Origin of the sequence: Zavarzinia sp., from assembly GCF_041650655.1 — a bacterium.
Lineage (GTDB): Bacteria > Pseudomonadota > Alphaproteobacteria > Zavarziniales > Zavarziniaceae > Zavarzinia.
This window is the reverse complement of the sequence record NZ_JBAZKR010000001.1, coordinates 66,717-82,772: the sequence shown is the minus strand read 5'-3', so window position 1 is coordinate 82,772 and position 16,056 is coordinate 66,717. Positions and strand designations below refer to the sequence as shown.

General features: G+C 69.9%; 17 protein-coding genes. 11 read left to right on the top strand and 6 right to left on the bottom strand.

What is annotated here, in order from left to right; genetic code table 11:
- Nucleotide 1 precedes the first annotated feature (1 nt).
- Complete coding sequence (locus tag WC493_RS00420; protein ID WP_373061354.1) at nt 2-478, bottom strand: division/cell wall cluster transcriptional repressor MraZ; 477 nt, start codon at nt 476-478, stop codon at nt 2-4.
- A gap of 392 nt (nt 479-870) precedes the next feature.
- Here WC493_RS00420 and arfB point away from each other — a divergent pair, with 392 nt between their 5' ends.
- Complete coding sequence (arfB, locus tag WC493_RS00415; RefSeq protein ID WP_373061352.1) at nt 871-1,296, top strand: alternative ribosome rescue aminoacyl-tRNA hydrolase ArfB; 426 nt, start codon at nt 871-873, stop codon at nt 1,294-1,296.
- Between the two features lie 68 nt (nt 1,297-1,364).
- Entirely contained in the window at nt 1,365-1,946 is a 582-nt protein-coding gene (locus tag WC493_RS00410; protein ID WP_373061350.1) for a PadR family transcriptional regulator, read from the top strand.
- A gap of 45 nt (nt 1,947-1,991) precedes the next feature.
- Here the strand turns inward: WC493_RS00410 and WC493_RS00405 are convergent, their stop codons facing one another.
- Nucleotides 1,992-2,681 (bottom strand): LrgB family protein, encoded by a 690-nt coding sequence (locus tag WC493_RS00405; protein ID WP_373061348.1) that lies wholly within the window; start codon nt 2,679-2,681, stop codon nt 1,992-1,994.
- Nucleotides 2,671-3,075 (bottom strand): CidA/LrgA family protein, encoded by a 405-nt coding sequence (locus tag WC493_RS00400; protein WP_373061346.1) that lies wholly within the window; start codon nt 3,073-3,075, stop codon nt 2,671-2,673. The genes WC493_RS00405 and WC493_RS00400 overlap by 11 nt, the downstream gene beginning before the upstream one ends.
- Before the next feature lie 96 nt (nt 3,076-3,171).
- Here WC493_RS00400 and WC493_RS00395 point away from each other — a divergent pair, with 96 nt between their 5' ends.
- Nucleotides 3,172-4,044 carry a LysR family transcriptional regulator gene (locus WC493_RS00395; protein WP_373061344.1) on the top strand — a complete coding sequence of 291 codons (873 nt, stop codon included), beginning with the start codon at nt 3,172-3,174 and terminating at the stop codon, nt 4,042-4,044.
- Here the strand turns inward: WC493_RS00395 and WC493_RS00390 are convergent.
- On the bottom strand, nt 4,041-4,907 hold the full coding sequence (locus WC493_RS00390) for a LysR substrate-binding domain-containing protein (RefSeq protein ID WP_373061342.1): 867 nt from the start codon (nt 4,905-4,907) through the stop codon (nt 4,041-4,043). The genes WC493_RS00395 and WC493_RS00390 overlap by 4 nt on opposite strands.
- 148 nt (nt 4,908-5,055) lie before the next feature.
- Here WC493_RS00390 and WC493_RS00385 point away from each other — a divergent pair, with 148 nt between their 5' ends.
- Entirely contained in the window at nt 5,056-5,568 is a 513-nt protein-coding gene (locus WC493_RS00385; RefSeq protein ID WP_373061340.1) for a DUF2199 domain-containing protein, read from the top strand.
- Between the two features lie 12 nt (nt 5,569-5,580).
- Here WC493_RS00385 and WC493_RS00380 read toward each other — a convergent pair whose 3' ends face one another.
- Entirely contained in the window at nt 5,581-6,597 is a 1,017-nt protein-coding gene (locus tag WC493_RS00380) for a YeiH family protein (RefSeq protein ID WP_373061337.1), read from the bottom strand.
- Nucleotides 6,598-6,778: 181 nt separating this feature from the next.
- Between WC493_RS00380 and htpX the strand changes: the two genes are divergently transcribed.
- From htpX to WC493_RS00345, 7 genes are all read left to right on the top strand, one after another.
- Nucleotides 6,779-7,651, top strand: a complete 873-nt coding sequence (gene htpX / locus WC493_RS00375) for a zinc metalloprotease HtpX (RefSeq protein ID WP_373061335.1) — start codon at nt 6,779-6,781, stop codon at nt 7,649-7,651.
- Complete coding sequence (locus tag WC493_RS00370) at nt 7,648-8,970, top strand: RsmB/NOP family class I SAM-dependent RNA methyltransferase (protein WP_373061333.1); 1,323 nt, start codon at nt 7,648-7,650, stop codon at nt 8,968-8,970. Before htpX ends, WC493_RS00370 begins: the two co-directional genes overlap by 4 nt.
- Nucleotides 8,971-9,009: 39 nt before the next feature.
- Nucleotides 9,010-9,672 carry a ribulose-phosphate 3-epimerase gene (rpe, locus tag WC493_RS00365; protein ID WP_373061331.1) on the top strand — a complete coding sequence of 221 codons (663 nt, stop codon included), beginning with the start codon at nt 9,010-9,012 and terminating at the stop codon, nt 9,670-9,672.
- A gap of 25 nt (nt 9,673-9,697) precedes the next feature.
- On the top strand, nt 9,698-11,452 hold the full coding sequence (locus WC493_RS00360) for a heparinase II/III family protein (RefSeq protein WP_373061329.1): 1,755 nt from the start codon (nt 9,698-9,700) through the stop codon (nt 11,450-11,452).
- Nucleotides 11,453-11,581: 129 nt separating this feature from the next.
- Nucleotides 11,582-12,610: an aspartate-semialdehyde dehydrogenase gene (locus WC493_RS00355; protein ID WP_373061327.1), complete on the top strand. Its 1,029-nt coding sequence runs from the start codon at nt 11,582-11,584 to the stop codon at nt 12,608-12,610.
- Between the two features lie 259 nt (nt 12,611-12,869).
- Nucleotides 12,870-13,970, top strand: coding sequence for an alpha/beta hydrolase (locus tag WC493_RS00350; RefSeq protein WP_373061325.1), 1,101 nt, complete (start codon nt 12,870-12,872; stop codon nt 13,968-13,970).
- A gap of 45 nt (nt 13,971-14,015) precedes the next feature.
- The gene (locus WC493_RS00345) at nt 14,016-15,224 is read left to right on the top strand and encodes a serine/threonine-protein kinase (protein ID WP_373061323.1); all 1,209 of its coding nucleotides are present in this window, start codon (nt 14,016-14,018) and stop codon (nt 15,222-15,224) included.
- Here the strand turns inward: WC493_RS00345 and pdxY are convergent.
- Nucleotides 15,211-16,056 (bottom strand): pyridoxal kinase, encoded by an 846-nt coding sequence (gene pdxY / locus WC493_RS00340; RefSeq protein ID WP_373061321.1) that lies wholly within the window; start codon nt 16,054-16,056, stop codon nt 15,211-15,213. The genes WC493_RS00345 and pdxY overlap by 14 nt on opposite strands.

Sequence of the window (16,056 nt, the reverse complement as noted above, 5' to 3'; positions counted from 1 at the left end):
GTCATGCCGCACCCCCGCTGGTGGGGCGGCCCGGCCAGTTCAGGCGGGCGCGGTTGGCACGGGTGATCTCGGCCGCCTTGGCGTTCATGGCGGCGAAGGCGGCGGGTTCCCAGATGCGGAACTGCTGGCCCAGGCCGACGAAGACCACCGCCTCGGAAATCCCGGCGTGGCTGAGCAGCGGCTCGGGCAGGCTGATGCGGCCCTCGGGGTCGAAGGCGAGCTGGTGCGAGGCGCCGAAAATGGCGGTCGAGAAGGCTTCCCGCTCTTCCGAGAAGGGCGGCAGCTCGTCCACCGCGGCGGCCAAGCGGTCGAAATACTGGGCGCCGCAGCCGTCGATCGCCGGATAGTCCAGCGACGGATAGACGAAAATCCCGCTGAAGCCCTGGCTGGCGGCGAGCGTGCGGAAGGGGGCGGGCACGGAGACCCGGCCCTTCTTGTCCACCTTGTTGGTGTATGTCGACGTGAACAACGCCAGCATCGAACGCCCCCGCACCACCCCGCACCGCGCGGCAAATGGGGGCTCGGCGCGCCCACGGGATGGGATTTCTTGGGATACCATGGGCAGAGATGGGCGGTCAATGGGCGGACAGGGTAAATACGTGGGTCGGACATGGGCCGGCGCCTGTCCGACGGTCCTGATTTCGGGCTCGCCGCAAGGGGGGCCGGAATGGTGAAATCGGCCGGTGCGCGCCGGTCCGGCACGGGCGGAGAAGAGAATGATGAAGGAACGACGAATGCCGTCCGGCCAGGTCCGATGCCGCGGCGGCAAAGCCTTGTGCGGCGACTCCGCCTCCCGAGGTGCGGGACGCTGCCCGGACGGCGCGGCAACAATGTGGCAGCCGGCCCCGATGGCCGTCGGGCGCCGCTGACATGCCCCGGATCCGCGTCACCCCCCGCCTCTCGATCGACGAGAGCGAGATCGTCGAGAGTTTCATCCAGGCTTCCGGCCCCGGCGGGCAGAATGTGAACAAGGTGGCGACCGCAGTCGAACTCCGCTTCGACGTCGCCAACTCCCCCTCCCTGCCGGATCCGGTGCGGCACCGGCTGGTCCAGCTCGCCGGGCGGCGCCTGACGCAGGACGGCGTCCTCGTCCTCTTCGCGCGCCAGCACCGGACCCAGGAACGCAACCGCGCCGATGCCCGCGCCCGCCTGGTCGAGCTGATCCGTGCCGCCACCGTGGCGCCCAAGCCGCGGCGGCCGACCAAGCCCACCCTGGGCAGCAAGCAGCGCCGGCTGGAAGCCAAGTCCGGCCGCTCGGCGGTCAAGAAGGCGCGGGGCAAGCCCGTGCTCGATTGACCCCTTGCAATCGACTGCATTTAGATATATCTAATTTTCGACATAACGAAATCATGTCGGAAAGAGGAATGATGTTTCACAAGATGAAGGAATGCCGGCACGAAGGCCGGCGCTTCGCCCGCGGCGGCTTCGGCCGGGGCGATTTCGAGGGGCGCCACGGCGGCGGCTTCGGGGGTGGCGGCCGGGGCGGCCGGCGCTTCTTCGGCCACGGCGACCTGCGCCTCGTCGTGCTCGGCCTGATCGCGGAAAAGCCGCGCCACGGCTACGAATTGATCAAGGCGATCGAGGAAGCCCTGGGCGGCCAATACAGCCCGAGCCCGGGCGTGGTCTATCCGACCCTGACGCTGCTCGAGGAACTGGGCCATGCCACGGTCGCCGAAAGTGCCGAGGGCAAGAAGCTCTATGCCATCACCCCGGCCGGGCAGGCGTTCCTGGCCGCCAACAAGGGCATGGTCGATGCCCTCTTCGCCCGCATGGGCGAGGTCCGGGCGATCCACGGCGACGGCCCGCCCGCCCCGATCCTGCGCGCCATGGAGAACCTGAAGCTGGCGCTCCGCCTGAAGCTCGGCCGCGGCCGGCCGGACGAGGCGGCGATCCGCACCATGGCCGAAGCGATCGACGCCGCGGCACAAGCGGTGGAACGGGCTTGAAGGAGGCACCGATGCAGGCGAAAGCCTGAATCGATGCCGCCCAATTCAAGCGAACAGGTGGATGATCAGCGGGCCGAGCGCCACATTGGCGAGGCCCGCCATGATCATGACCAGACCGGCGACCGAGCCTTCCTCGGCGCCGACCTCGCGCGCCTTGGCGACGCCGGCGCCATGCGCGCCCATGCCGAACAGCGCGCCCCGCGCCATGGCGGAACGGAGCGGCAGCAGCTTCAGCAGAACATCGCCCATCGCCGCCCCGGCGATCCCGGTGATCATGACGAAGACCGCGGTCAGTTCCGGAATGCCGCCGACATGGCCGGAAACATTCATGGCAAAGGGCATGGTGACGGAACGGGGCAGCAGGCTCTGGCGCAGCTCCGGTGCGAAATCGAGCAGCCGGGCGAGGCCGTAGCCCGAGCCGATGGCGATCAGGCTGCCGACCCCGACGCCGACCGAAAGCGCCAGCCAGTTCCGCCGGATCACCGCCCGCTGGTCGTAGATCGGCAGGGCGAAGGCGACGGTGAGCGGCCCGACCATGGCCATCAGGACATGGCTGCCGGCCAGATAATCGCCGTAGGAAGCATGGAGCCCGACCGCGAGGGCGATCAGCAGCACCGGCGCGGTCAACAGCGGCGAGAGATACCAGGCCGCCCGGCGCCGATAGGCGGCCCGGCAGGCGAGATAGGCGGCAATGGTTGCCGCCGGCCAGAAGAACAGGGCGAATTCAGCGCTCATGGCGCACCTGCAGACGCTGGACCGCCTCGACCGCCAAGGCCGTGCCGGCCATGACCAGCAGGGTGCCGAGCAAGATGGCGCCCAGCAGTTCGAGGCCGAGGGGGCCGAGGAATTCGCGGTGGTCCAGCAGCCCCATCACGGCGGGGACGAAGAACAGCAGCATGTCGGCGAGCAGCAGATCGGCGCCGCGCCGGATCGTACCCGGGCGGATCCCCTTGGCCAGCAGCAGGACGAGCACGGCGATCATGCCGATCACCCCGCCCGGCACCGGCAGGCCGGACCAACCCGCCACCAGCGTGCCGAGCCACCAGAAGCCGCCGATCAAGGCGAGCTGCACCAGGCGGCTTTGCCGCAGCAGGGCACGGAGGCGGAGAGGCAGGCGATGGGCGGTCATGACGGGGTTCCTTCGGATCCCCTTCATTTTGGGCGTCGAACGCTATAGATAAAATGAATTGTTGGAATGATTTTCATTCCGTTCTGGAATTCAGCCATGCAACTCCGCACGCTCCGCGCCTTCGTCGAAGTGGTCCGCCAGGGCGGCTTCTCCCAGGCCGCCAAGATCGTCTTCGCCACCCAGCCGACCGTCTCCAAGGCAGTGAAGCAGCTCGAGGACGAGCTGGGCGTCGTGCTGCTGGACCGCGCCGGCCACCGCCCGGTGCTGACCGCGGCGGGTGAGATCGTCTATCGCCGCGCCCTCACCCTGCTGACGGAGCGGGACGACATGCTGCGCGAGATCGACGACCTGCGCGGGCTCAGGCGCGGCGAACTCCGCCTGGGCCTGCCGCCGCTCGGCTCCAGCGTGCTCTTCGCGCCGCTCTTCGCGAGTTTCCGCCAGCGCTATCCGGGCGTCGCCATCCGCCTGGTCGAACACGGCTCCAAGCGGCTCGAAGAATTGCTGATGGCGGGCGAGGTCGAGCTGATCGCCACCCTCCTGCCCCTCCGCCCCGATTTCGACTGGCAGCCGGCGCGGCGCGAACCGCTCTATGCCCTGATCCCGCCGGGCCACGCCCTGAACGGCGCCGCGAGGGTGACGCTGGCCCAGCTCCGCGAGACGCCCTTCATCCTGTTCGAGGGCGGCTTCGCCCTGAACGCGGTGATCATCGGCGCCTGCCAGCGCAGCGGCTTCACGCCGGTCGAGGCGGCGCGCAGCGGCCAGATCGATTTCATCGCCGCCCTGGTCGCCGCCGGCCTCGGCGTCGCCTTCCTGCCCCGCATGATCGCCGAGCAACAAAAGCGCCCGGGCATCCACCTGGCCGCCCTGGACGAGCCGGATACCGATTGGGACATGGCCCTGGCTTGGCGGCGCGGCGGCTATCTCTCCCACGCCGCTCGGGCCTGGCTGGCGCTGGCCAAGGGCGCCTAGGCCCCCTGCATCAGCTCGAGCAGGGCCGCGGCAGCCGCTTCGGGCCGGCGTTCCTTGTGATGCAGGGCATAGAAGCGCCGCCGGCCGACCTCGCGGTCGAGGCGGACCAGAGTGCCGGCCTCCAGCGCCCCGGCCACCACCTGGCGCGACAGCACGGCGAGACCGGCGCCATCCTCGACCGCGGCCCGGACCGCCTCGTTCGACGGCAGTTCCAGGATCACCTGCAAGTCTTCGATCGCGAGGCCCAGGGCTTCGAGGCCCAGCGTGCGGGTCGCCGAACCTGCTTCGCGCAGGACGAAGGGCAATGTCTTCAAGACCGCCGCCGTCGGCGGCCCAGCCGGCGCCAGACCCGGGCTCGCCACCAGGACCAATTCGTCCTCCGCGACCGGCAGGGCGAGCAGGGCCGGCTCGTCGACCGCCCCTTCGACCACGCCGAGTTCCGCCGCCCCTTCCAGCACCAGGCGGGCGACCTGTTCGGTATTGCCGATCGAGAGGCCGACGGTGACCGCCGGATGGGCGCGGCGAAACCGATGCAGCAGCGCCGGCAGCCAGTAATTGCCCACCGTCTGGCTGGCCGCGACGGCGAGGCTGCCGCGTTGCAGCCCGGCCAGGTCGTTCAGCACCGCCTCGGCCTGGGCGGCGCGCGCCAGCACCGCGCGCGCTTCGGCCAGGAACAGGCGGCCGGCCGCGGTCAGCTCGATGCGCCGGCCGACCCGGTTGAACAGCCGCGTGGCATGGCGCGCCTCCAGCGCCGCGACGGCGGCACTGACCGCCGACTGGGTCAGGTTGAGTTCGGCCGCGGCCCGGGTCAGATGCTCCCGGGCGGCGACTGCGACGAAGATGCGCAATTGTTCGAGGGTCATGTCGGCCGGGCGCTGATTCCGGCCGCCATCAGAGCGGAAGCTTCGACGAAAGCATAGGCCCGGATACCGGACTGCGACACACTTGCCGGCTGAAAACCGATTTCTTCGGCACTACCCTCGCCGGCAAAGAGACGAAGGGAGGGCCGCCATGGCCTGGACCTGTGCCTGCTGCGGTCGGAGTTTCGAAGGCCTGCCCCTGGATTACGGCACCTCGGCGCCGAGTGACTGGTTCGCCCTGCCTGAGGCTGTGCGGGAAGCGCGGGCGAGGCTCTCCGAAGACCTCTGCATGATCGACCGCAAATCCTTCTATGTCCGGGGCTGCCTCGAAATCCCGATCGCCGGCAGCGGCGCATGCCTGACCTGGGGCATCTGGGTCGCCGTCGGCGCGGCGGACTTCGGCCATGTCCTCGACCATTGGAACGATCCGATCCCGGCGGGCGATCCCCCGCTCGACGGCGAACTGGCCTCCTGGCTCGACGGCTATCCGAAGCCCGAGCATGTCGCATGCCAACTCGTGCTCCGCGACGGCAACCTGCGCCCGCTGATCCTGCTGGCACCGGGGGATTATCCGCTCGCGCTCGAACAGCACCAGGGCATCGACTGGCACCGGGTGGAGGAAATCGCCACCGCGGCGCGGGCCGTCCGATCCGGCGCCGCCTGAGCCCGGGCGCGGTCAGGCGGTCAGTTCGACCGCCGTCAGCGCGAAACCCGCGATGAAGAGAAAGGCCAGGAAGCCGAGCAGCAGGGGCCGCGGTCCCTTGGCGCGCAGCTTGGCGACGCTGGTCTCCAGCCCCATGGCGGCGAGCGCCATCGAGAGCAGGAAGGCGGTCGCCGAGACGATCCAGGACTTGGCCTCGGCCGGCACGGTGACGACGCTGTTCAGCCCGACCATGGCGATGAAGCCGAGCACGAACCACGGCATGGGCGCCTTCTTCCGGCTGACATGGCCGGGCCGCCCGCGCCGCGCGGCGAGGCCGAGCAGCAGGACGACCGGGGCCAGCATGGCGACGCGGGAGAGCTTGGCGATGGTGCCGAATTCGCCCGCTTCCTGCCCGTCCTGATAGGCGGCGGCGACCACCTGGGCGATCTCGTGGATCGAGGCGCCGCTCCACAGGCCGTAAGCATGGGGCGAGAGGTGCAGGAGGCCCGGCACCAGCGGATAGAGGAACATGGCGAGAGTGCCGAAAATGGTGACGCAGGCGACGGCATAGGCGGCATCCTCGTCGCTCGCCTCGGTCACCGTATTGGCAGCGAAGACGGCGGAAGCGCCACAGATCGAGGTGCCGGCGGCGATCAGTTCCGCCAGCTTGCGCTCGACCCCCAGCTCTTTGCCGAGCCAGAGGGTGAAGCCGAAGGTGGCGGCCAGGGTGGCCGCGATCACCGCGATGCCGCCGATGCCGACCTCCGCCACCTGGGCCGCGGTCAGTTGCAGGCCGAGCAGGATGATGGCGAAGCGCAGCACCCGCTTCAGGGCGAAACTGATGCCGGCCTTGGCCGCGCGCGGCGTGCCCAGCAGGTTGTGGAAGCCGATGCCGATCACGATCGCCAGGATCATCGGGCTGAAGATGCCGAGCCCGGGCAACTGGCGGAGGGCGAAGGCCCCCCCGGCGATCCCCCCGGTCAGCAGCAGGCCCGGCACCAGGGCGGGAAGGGAAAAGCGCCCCACGGGCGTTGCGGCTGCGACGGTCACGATCGTCTCCTTGCTTGCGGGACGATCCTGGCAGTCGCCGACTATTCACAAAAACTCATTGTATTTGTCGAATCGTTCGATTTCATCGAACGTATGCGCGGCTTGACCCGGCGCGGGGAGATCCCACATCTGTTGCGTGCCGGGCTGTCCCGGCGGTTCCAGTCCACTGTGGGAGACACCCGTGGGTTACGCCCGTACCGCCCTGCTTCTCGCCGCCATGACCGGCCTGTTTCTCGCTGTCGGCTGGCTGATCGCCGGCCAGCAGGGCTTGGTCATCGCCTTCGTGGTGGCTGCGGCGATGAATGCCTTCACCTATTGGAACGCCGACCGCATGGTGCTTTCCATGTATGGCGCGCGGGAAGTGGGCCCGAACGAGGCACCGCGCCTTCATGGCATCGTCGCCCGCCTGGCCGACAACGCCGGTCTGCCCATGCCGCGCGTCTATATCGTCGACAGCGCACAGCCCAATGCCTTCGCCACCGGCCGCAATCCGGACCATGCCGCGGTCGCGGCGACCACCGGCCTGCTCCGCCTCCTCTCGGAAGAGGAGATCGCGGGCGTGATGGCGCATGAGCTCGCCCATGTGCGGAACCGCGACACCCTGACCATGACGGTGACCGCGACCATCGCCGGCGCCATCGGCATGTTGGCCAATTTCGCCTTCTTCTTCGGCGGCTCCTCGAACGACGAGCGAAACAACCCGCTGGGACCGATCGCTGGCATATTGGTCGCCCTGCTGGCGCCGGTCGCCGCCGCCCTGGTGCAATTCGCCATCTCGCGCAGCCGCGAATACGAGGCGGACCGGATGGGCGCCGAGATCTGCGGCCGCCCGCTCTGGCTCGCCTCCGCCCTGAACAAACTCTCCCAGGGCGCCGAGGCGATCGAGAACCGCGGCGCCGAAGCCAATCCGGCCACGGCCCATCTCTTCATCGTCAATCCGCTGCACGGACGTGCTATGGATGGGTTGTTCACCACCCATCCGCGGATGGAAAACCGGATCGAGCGCCTGCGTCGCATGGCGGTCGAGATGGGTCAGGCAGGACCCTGGAATTGAGTTTGACCGATACGCCGGCCGATGCCGGTCATGCCGGCGTCGCCGCGCGTTTCGCCGCCCTCGGCCTCGTGGAAGCGGTGGTGGCGCGGGGTGTGCCGCTCGACGAGGCACTGGACCATGCCGGGGCGCTGGCCAAGCTGGAGCCGCGTGATCGCGCCTTCGCCCATGCCCTGGCCGCCGCCTGCGTGCGCTCCTGGGGTTATCTCCTGGCCGTCGTCGGGCGCTGCCTGGACCGGCCGGACGGCCATCTGCCGGACCGGCTGCGCGCCGTGCTGGCGCTCGGCGCCGCCCAGCTCCTGATCCTCGAGGTGCCGCCCCATGCCGCGGTCGGCGCCACGGTCGAACTGGTGGACGGCAAGCTGGCCCGACTGAAAGGCCTCGCCAATGCCGTGCTGCGCCGGATCGACCGCGAGCGGAAGGCGATCGACGCATCGATCGACCGCGCCCGCAGCTCGACCCCCGATTTCCTGTGGACCGGCTGGGTCAAGGCTTACGGGCCGGAGACGGCGGCCAGGATCGCCGCCGCCAACCAGCGTGAAGCCCCCCTCGACCTCACCCTGAAGCCGGGCCTCGATGCCGCCGCCTGGGCCGGGAAGCTGGGCGCCACCCTGCTGCCGACCGGCAGCCTCCGCCTCGCCCGGCCGGGCAAGGTGACCGAACTGCCGGGTTACGACACCGGCGACTGGTGGGTGCAGGACGCCGCCGCCGCCCTGCCCGCCCGCCTGCTGGGTGCCGTGGCGGGTGCCCGCGTGCTCGACCTCTGCGCCGCCCCGGGCGGCAAGACGGCCCAACTCGCCGCCGCCGGGGCCGAGGTCACCGCGGTCGACCAGGCGCGCGGCCGGCTCGATCGCCTGCGCGAGAATCTGGAGCGCCTGCACTTGCGAGCCGAGACGGTGACGGCCGATGTCGCCGCCTACCGACCGGCCGAGCCCTTCCCCTTCGTGCTGCTCGACGCCCCCTGTTCGGCGACCGGCACGCTCCGCCGCAATCCCGACATCGCCCTGCACCGCACGGCCGACGAGATCCGCAGCCTGGGCCGGGTCCAGGCCAAGCTGCTGGGGGCCGCCGCCGCCCTGGTGGCGCCGGGCGGAACGTTGGTCTTCTGCACCTGTTCGATCGAACCGCGCGAGGGGCCGGACCTGGTGGACGCCTTCCTGGCCGCCAGCCCGGACTGGCGCCGGGTCCCAGTCGAAGCAGCCGAAGTGCCGGGGCTCGAAGACGCCCTGACCGCGGCCGGCGATCTCCGCACCCTACCGTGTCATCTCGAAGCGCTCGGCGGCGTCGATGGTTTCTACGCCGCCCGCCTCGTCCGCATCTGACCGGTTGGCATCAGGGCCGCTAACTGTTACGAGCAATTCATGCAGCAATCGATTCGCATCGCTCCGTCGATTCTCTCGGCCGACTTCGCCAAGCTCGGCGAGGAAGTGCGCGCCATGGACGCGGCCGGGGCGGACTACATCCATGTCGACGTGATGGACGGCCATTTCGTGCCCAACATCACCATCGGTCCTTCCGTGGTCGCGGCGCTGCGCCCCCATACGCGCAAGGTCTTCGACGTCCACCTGATGATCGCGCCGGTCGATCCCTTCATCGAGGGCTTCGCCAAGGCGGGCGCCGACATCATCTCGCTCCATCCCGAAGCCGGGCCGCATCTGCACCGCACGCTGCAGACGATCAAGGTCCACGGCTGCAAGGCGGGCGTGGTGCTGAACCCGGCGACGCCGATTTCGGCGGTCGAGACGGTGATCGACATGGTCGACCTGATCCTGGTCATGTCGGTCAACCCGGGCTTCGGCGGCCAGAGCTTCATCGAGAGCCAGCTCGCCAAGATCGCCGCGCTCCGCGGCCTGATCGACGGGACGGGCCGCGCGATCGACCTCGAAGTCGACGGCGGCATCAATTTGGAGACCGCGCCCCGGGCGATCGCGGCCGGGGCCGACGTGCTGGTCGCCGGCACCGCCAGTTTCGCCGGCGGGCCTGCCGCCTATGCAGCCAACATCGAACGCCTCCGCGGCGCCTGAGGGGGCGGTGATGGGGGCGACGGGCATGCAGGCACCGGACCCCAGGACCGAGGTTGTCGGCCCGACCACCCACGCCACCCTGCCCGGCCTGCCGCCGGCCTGGACCAAGGGCAGCCTGGCCAAGGCCAAGGCTGCCGCCCTGGGCCGCCGCCTGCGCGCCGGGCTCGCGGCCTCGCGCCTCTCGATCGCCACTCTGGGGCGCGCCCCCTCGGTCTTCGCCCTCAATGTCCAGACCGACCCGTTCCCGGGCTCGGTCGACGAGGCCAATGCCCTGTTCCAGGGCCGCTACCGCTTCGCCGGCGAACTCCTGCTCTCGCCCAACCAGACGCCCTGGACCATGGTCGGCGCCGGCCCCGCCTGGTTCGAGGCGCTGCATGATTTCCATTGGCTGCGCCATTTCTCGGCCGCCGGGGGCGAAGCGGCCAAACGCCAGGCCCGCGCCCTGCTGGACGGCTGGCTGAAGCGCTACGGCCGTTTCGACGCCCATTGGTGGCGGCCGGATCTCGCCGGCCGGCGCATCACCGCCTGGGTCGGCCACCTGCCCCTGCTGCTCGACGGGGCGGATCTGCCCCTCCGCGAAGGCCTGCTCGAAGCCCTGATGCGGCAGCTCCGCTACATCGCCCGGGCGACCGGCTCGCTGCCGCCGGGTTCGGGCCGGATCGAAGCCTATTGCGGCCTCGCCCTCGGCCATCTGGCGCTCGGCCAATGGGGCCGGCCGCTGGCCCGCGCCCTGCACCGGCTGGACGAGACCCTGAGCCAACAGATCCTGCCCGACGGCGGCCTGCCCTCGCGCAATCCGGGCGACCATCTGGCCGCCCTCGAAGCGCTGGCCCGGCTGCGCACCGCCCTGGTCTCGGCCGGCCAGGTGCCGAGCGTGCCGCTGACCCGGGCGATCGACCGCCTGGCCCCGGCCGTCCGCTTCTTCCGGCTGGGCGACGGCAGGCTCGCCACCTTCCACGGCGCCCGCCAGGGCGAGGCCGGCCATATCGAGCAGGTCCTCGCCCTCGCCGTGCCCAAGGGCAAGGCGCCCGCGCGCCTGCCCCACATCGGCTTCGAGCGGATCGAGGCGCGCCGCCTCGTCCTCCTGTTCGATGTCGGCGCGCCGCCGCCGCCCGGCTGTTCCGACGCCTGCCATATCGCCCCTCTCGCCTTCGAGATGAGTTCGGGGCGCGACCGGCTCATCGTCTCCTGCGGCGCCGCCCCGGGGCTGGACGCGGAATGGCGCCACGTCGGCCGCGCCACCGCCGCCCATTCGACGATGACGCTGGACGACCAGAACGCCTGGATCTCGGTCGAGGATCCGGAACTCGGCTTCCGCCCGGCCCTGCCCGCCATGGCCACCACGGCGACGAGGAACGAGGCCGACGGCCAGGTCTGGATCGAGGCGAGCCATTCGGGCTATGGCCCGCGGCTCGGCCTCGTGCATCGCCGCTCGCTCTGGCTCGATGCCGAGGGCGGCGACCTCCGCGGCGAGGACCGGGTCGAACCGCGCGGCCGCGTGCCGGGGCGGAGCCTGCCCTTCGCGCTGCGCTTCCACCTGGCGCCCGGCGTGCGCGCCAGCCTGACCACGGATTCCTCCGGCGTGTTGCTCCGCACGCCCGGCGGCGACGGCTGGCAGTTCCGGGCGCTCGGCGGCCATGTCGCCCTCGAAGAATCCGTCTCGATCGCCGACTACGGCCCGCCGCGCCGCTCGGAACAGATCGTGGTCAGCGGCTCGCTCGACGCCGGCCGCACCGTGCTCCGCTGGGGCCTGAAGCGGATCGACGCCAAGCCGGCCTGAGTCCGCCCAAAGTCATGACCACCCCGCGTCTTCGCCGCTTGCGAGCGGCGCGTATTCACGTATTGTGCGCCTTCGCACGAGGACCGTCGTCCTTGCGTGCGCGAACCCCTTTTTGAGGATCCTAGAGCGATGGGTTGGAAAGTCGCCGTTGTCGGGGCGACCGGGCAGGTCGGCCGCGAAATGTTGAACATCCTTGCCGAACGTCAGTTTCCCGCTGACGAAGTGGTGGCGCTGGCGTCACCCAAATCGATCGGCACCGAGGTCACTTTCGGCGAGACTACCCTGAAGGTCAAAGCGCTCGAGGATTACGATTTCCGCGGCACCGACATCGCGCTGTTCTCGGCCGGCGGTTCGGTCTCGGCCAAGTGGGCGCCCAAGGTGGCGGCCGCGGGCGCCGTGGTGGTCGACAATTCCTCGCATTTCCGGATGGAGCCGGACGTCCCCCTGATCGTTCCCGAAGTGAACGCGCAGGCCGTCGCGGGCTATACCAAGCGGGGCATCATCGCCAATCCCAACTGTTCGACCGCCCAGCTCGTCGTCGCCCTGAAGCCGCTGCACGACTTCGCCAAGATCAAGCGCGTCGTCGTCTCGACCTATCAGTCGGTCTCGGGCGCGGGCAACAAGGGCATGGACGAGCTCTTCAACCAGACCCGCGCGCTCTTCGTGAACGACGCGGTCGAGCCGAAGAAGTTCCCGAAGCAGATCGCCTTCAACGTGATCCCGCATATCGACGTCTTCATGGACGACGGCTACACCAAGGAAGAATGGAAGATGACCGCGGAGACCAGGAAGATCCTGGACCCGGACATCGCCCTGACCGCCACCTGTGTCCGCGTGCCGGTCTTCGTCGGCCATTCTGAATCGGTGAACATCGAGTTCGACAACCCGATCACCGTCGACCAGGCCCGCGAAATCCTGCGCCAGGGGCCCGGCCTCATGGTCGTCGACAAGCGCGAAGACGGCGGCTACATCACCCCGCTCGAATGCGTGGGCGACTACGCCACCTTCGTCTCCCGCATCCGCCGCGACCCGACGGTGCCGGACGGCAAGGGCCTCGCCCTCTGGTGCGTCTCCGACAACCTGCGCAAGGGTGCGGCGCTCAACGCCGTCCAGATCGCGGAAATCCTGATCGCCCGGCACCTGAAGCAGGCCGCCTGAGCGACAGACTCGGACAAGAACAGGAACGGCCCGCCCTGGTGGCGGGCCGTTTCGCTTTTGCAGCATGACGTAGCGTCATCGTGCATTCCACACGCACCGGCGGAAAATTCTTCTTGGTCGATTGAAACACTGCTTGACGACCCCCATTAATCCTTTTGAAGGTGTGACAAGGTGACGCTGGCGTCATCGGCGCGGTTGCCGGTGTCGGCGTCCAGGAACCCTGCCGTTGCAGGGGCCGGTTACGGGAAAGCGGTGCTTCATGCCTCTCGCGATGACCCTTCAGCATTTGGCCAAGACCGGCCTTTCGAGCATCACCGGGCCGCTGCTGGCAGGGGCCGCGGCGATCGCGCCCGCGGTGATCGAGGGCAAGCGGTTGAACCCGCAGCTCCAGGCCTTCGCCGCCCTCCAGCGCAAGCTGTTCCCGATCCACCGCATGACGGTCGAGCAGGCGCGCGGCGCCTATCGCATGGGCATGGCCGCCTTCGCGCTGGCGCCGCGGCCGATGGCGCTGATCGAAGAACTGGTCATCCCGGGCGAGTTGGGCGCCATTCGCGCCCGCCTCTATGTCCCGCGCGGGCTCTCCACACCCTTGCCGCTGACCGTTTATTTCCATGGCGGCGGCTTCGTCCTGGGTGACCTGGACGGTTACGATTCGACCTGCCGCTACATCGCCGACAAGGCGCGTTGCGCCGTCCTCTCGATCGACTACCGCCTGGCGCCCGAGGCGCCGATGCCGGCCGCCGTGATCGATGCCGGGGCGGTGTGGCGCTTCCTGGTCGCCCATGCCGCCGCGATGGGCATCGATCCCAGGCGCATGGCCGTTGCCGGCGATTCCGCGGGCGGCCTGCTTTCCGCCATGGTCACCCATATGGCGCGCGACGCCGATATCCAGCCGCCCTGCCACCAGTTGCTGATCTATCCGGCGACCGACGGGCGCATGAACACCCGCTCGGCCCAGCTCTATGCCAAGGGCTTCATCCTGGAAAAGAAGCTGACCGACTGGTTCCGCAAGCTCTGTGCCGGCGAAATGTCGGACCAGGACATGGCCCGCCTGACCCCGATCAATGCCGAGCGCTTCGACGGCCTCGCCCCCGCCACGGTGGTGGTCGCCGGCTTCGACCCGCTCTATGACGAGGGCGTCGGCTATGTCGAGAAGCTGCGCGATGCCGGCGTTCCGGTCGAGGTGCAGGACCATCCGGACATGCTGCACGGCTTCCTGACCTTCACCGGCGCCATTCCGCGCACCAGGGCGGCGCTGGATGAGGGCATCCACGCGCTCCGCCGCGCGCTCTGGGCCGGGCAGGCGCTCGGCTACGGCAAGGGCCGCGCGCGCACCATCCTGCTGCCTGGCGAGGCCTGAGCCCGCCTGTGGCCGAATTCATTGCGCCCGCCATCGGGGGCGGCCATGCTCGCCCCCGATGCAGGACCCGCGATGATGGCGATGGACGAAGAAACGACGCTGCCGCCCGAGACACTTCTCGGCAATACCTATCGAATCGAGGCGCTGATCGCCCGCGGCGGCATGGGCGAAGTCTATCGGGTCCGGAACGAGACGCTGGGCACGCTGCACGCCCTGAAGATCATCCGTTCGGACCTCGCCGGTTCCTCCACCATGGTGGAGCTGTTTCGGCGCGAGGCGATGGCGCTGCGCCAGCTCAGGTCCGATGCGATCGTCGCCTATGACGGGCTGTTCAGGGACGAGCGGGGCCGCACCTATCTGGTGATGGAATATGTCGACGGGCCGTCGCTCGCCCGCCTGATCTCGGTCAAGCCGCTTGGCGTCGAGGAGGTCCGGCGCATGGCGATCAATGTCGCCGCCGGCCTCGAGAGCGCCCATGAGAAGGGCGTGCTGCACCGCGACCTGTCGCCCGACAACATCATCTTCGAAGGGGGCGACCTGATGCGCCCCAAGATCATCGATTTCGGCATCGCCCGGGTCGAGAGTGCGGGGGAGAGCACCGTGCTGGGCGGCCAGATCGCTGGCAAGCTCTCCTATGTCGCCCCCGAACAGCTCGGCCGATTCGACGGCCAGGTGGACGCCAGGACCGATGTCTACAGCCTGGGTCTGGTGATGGCCGCCGCCCTGCTCGGCCGCAAGCTCGACATGGGCCGCACGGTCGAGACGGCACTGGCGGCACGCCAGGCGGTGCCCGACCTTTCCGCCATCCCGGAGGCGATGCACCCCCTGATCGCCACCATGCTGGAGCCCGATCCGGAGCGGCGGCCGCAGTCGATGTCGGAAGTGATCCTGCGCCTCTATACCCCGGGCTCGCTCCGCACCAGCCTGCCCCCGCCGCCGCCCGAGACCGCGATCCCGGTGACGCCGGCCCCTAAGCCCGCGTCACCGCGCCGGCACAACCTGGCCAAGGCCCTCGCCCTCTGGGCCGCGGTCGCTGCCTTGGCCGGTGGCCTCACCTTCGCCGGCCTGGTCTATCGACACGAGATCGCCGGGCTCTTCGCCGGTGGCGGGCCGACGCCCACGGCGCCGGTGCCCGCAGCCCCCGCCTCCGCTACGCCCGCAGCACCAGCACCGGCCGCCCCGCCCGCGCCCGAACCGCCCGCGGCCGCGCCGCCGTCCAGCGGCTTCCTGGGCGGCCAGATCAAGAAGAACTGAGCGGTTCCAGGACCACCGGCGGCGCGCTGTCGATCAGATGCTGCGCCTCGATCAGGGGCAATTCGTCGAGGCCGAGGCGCGCCGCCTCGGCGATCAGCGCTTCGACGACGCCGAGCGCCTTACCCAATGCAGCCGCGGGCGCCAGACCGGAGAGCAGCCCGGCCAGCAGCAGGGCGCCGAGCGAATCGCCCAGGCCATGGGGCGGCTCCGCCACCGGCCAGGTGCGGGCGACATGCGCCCTGCCGCCCATCCGGAGCAGGGTGGTGAGCAGCCCGTCGCCCGCCTCGAAGGAGGTCACGACGGAAAGCCCGGGGCCGAGGGCGTCCAGCGCCGCCAGGGCCTCCGCCGGCGTGGCCAGCGGCCGGCCGGCCAGGGCTTCCAGCTCGAAATGATTGGGCTTCACGATGTCGGCGAGCGGGATCAGGCGATCACGGAAGCACTCCAGAATGCCGTCGGCGACATAGGCCCCGCCGTCGCGGTCGCCGATCACCGGATCGACCAGCACCGGCGCCGCCGGATGGACCGCCTTCACCCGCCGGACCGCCTCCGCCGCCACCACACCATTGGCCGGCGTGCCCAGATAGCCGACGATCACCCCGGCGACCCGCTCCAAAACGCCGATGCGGTCGAGCCCGTCCAGCATCGAGGCCAGCATATCTGCCGAGATCGCCCCGCCCCCCGGCCGCCCGTGCCCGGGGTGCGCCGAGAGCAGCACGGTCGGCAGTTCGACGACCTCGAAACCCTGCCGCTGCAGCAGGAAGGCCGCCGCCGAATTGCCGACATGGCCGAAGGCGACGCGCGACTGGATCGAGAGCACGAGAGGGGCGGGCAT

What these genes read in the sequence shown, in the direction of transcription:
- WC493_RS00400 (WP_373061346.1), bottom strand. Translation starts at nt 3,075, where the DNA reads ATGACCGCCCATCGCCTGCCTCTCCGCCTCCGTGCCCTGCTGCGGCAA.
- WC493_RS00360 (WP_373061329.1), top strand. Translation starts at nt 9,698, where the DNA reads ATGCAGGCACCGGACCCCAGGACCGAGGTTGTCGGCCCGACCACCCAC.
- WC493_RS00405 (WP_373061348.1), bottom strand. Translation starts at nt 2,681, where the DNA reads ATGAGCGCTGAATTCGCCCTGTTCTTCTGGCCGGCGGCAACCATTGCC.
- WC493_RS00345 (WP_373061323.1), top strand. Translation starts at nt 14,016, where the DNA reads ATGCTCGCCCCCGATGCAGGACCCGCGATGATGGCGATGGACGAAGAA.
- WC493_RS00350 (WP_373061325.1), top strand. Translation starts at nt 12,870, where the DNA reads ATGCCTCTCGCGATGACCCTTCAGCATTTGGCCAAGACCGGCCTTTCG.
- WC493_RS00410 (WP_373061350.1), top strand. Translation starts at nt 1,365, where the DNA reads ATGATGTTTCACAAGATGAAGGAATGCCGGCACGAAGGCCGGCGCTTC.
- arfB (WP_373061352.1), top strand. Translation starts at nt 871, where the DNA reads ATGCCCCGGATCCGCGTCACCCCCCGCCTCTCGATCGACGAGAGCGAG.
- WC493_RS00390 (WP_373061342.1), bottom strand. Translation starts at nt 4,907, where the DNA reads ATGACCCTCGAACAATTGCGCATCTTCGTCGCAGTCGCCGCCCGGGAG.
- rpe (WP_373061331.1), top strand. Translation starts at nt 9,010, where the DNA reads ATGCAGCAATCGATTCGCATCGCTCCGTCGATTCTCTCGGCCGACTTC.
- WC493_RS00355 (WP_373061327.1), top strand. Translation starts at nt 11,582, where the DNA reads ATGGGTTGGAAAGTCGCCGTTGTCGGGGCGACCGGGCAGGTCGGCCGC.
- WC493_RS00395 (WP_373061344.1), top strand. Translation starts at nt 3,172, where the DNA reads ATGCAACTCCGCACGCTCCGCGCCTTCGTCGAAGTGGTCCGCCAGGGC.
- WC493_RS00385 (WP_373061340.1), top strand. Translation starts at nt 5,056, where the DNA reads ATGGCCTGGACCTGTGCCTGCTGCGGTCGGAGTTTCGAAGGCCTGCCC.
- pdxY (WP_373061321.1), bottom strand. Translation starts at nt 16,056, where the DNA reads ATGCCCGCCCCTCTCGTGCTCTCGATCCAGTCGCGCGTCGCCTTCGGC.
- WC493_RS00420 (WP_373061354.1), bottom strand. Translation starts at nt 478, where the DNA reads ATGCTGGCGTTGTTCACGTCGACATACACCAACAAGGTGGACAAGAAG.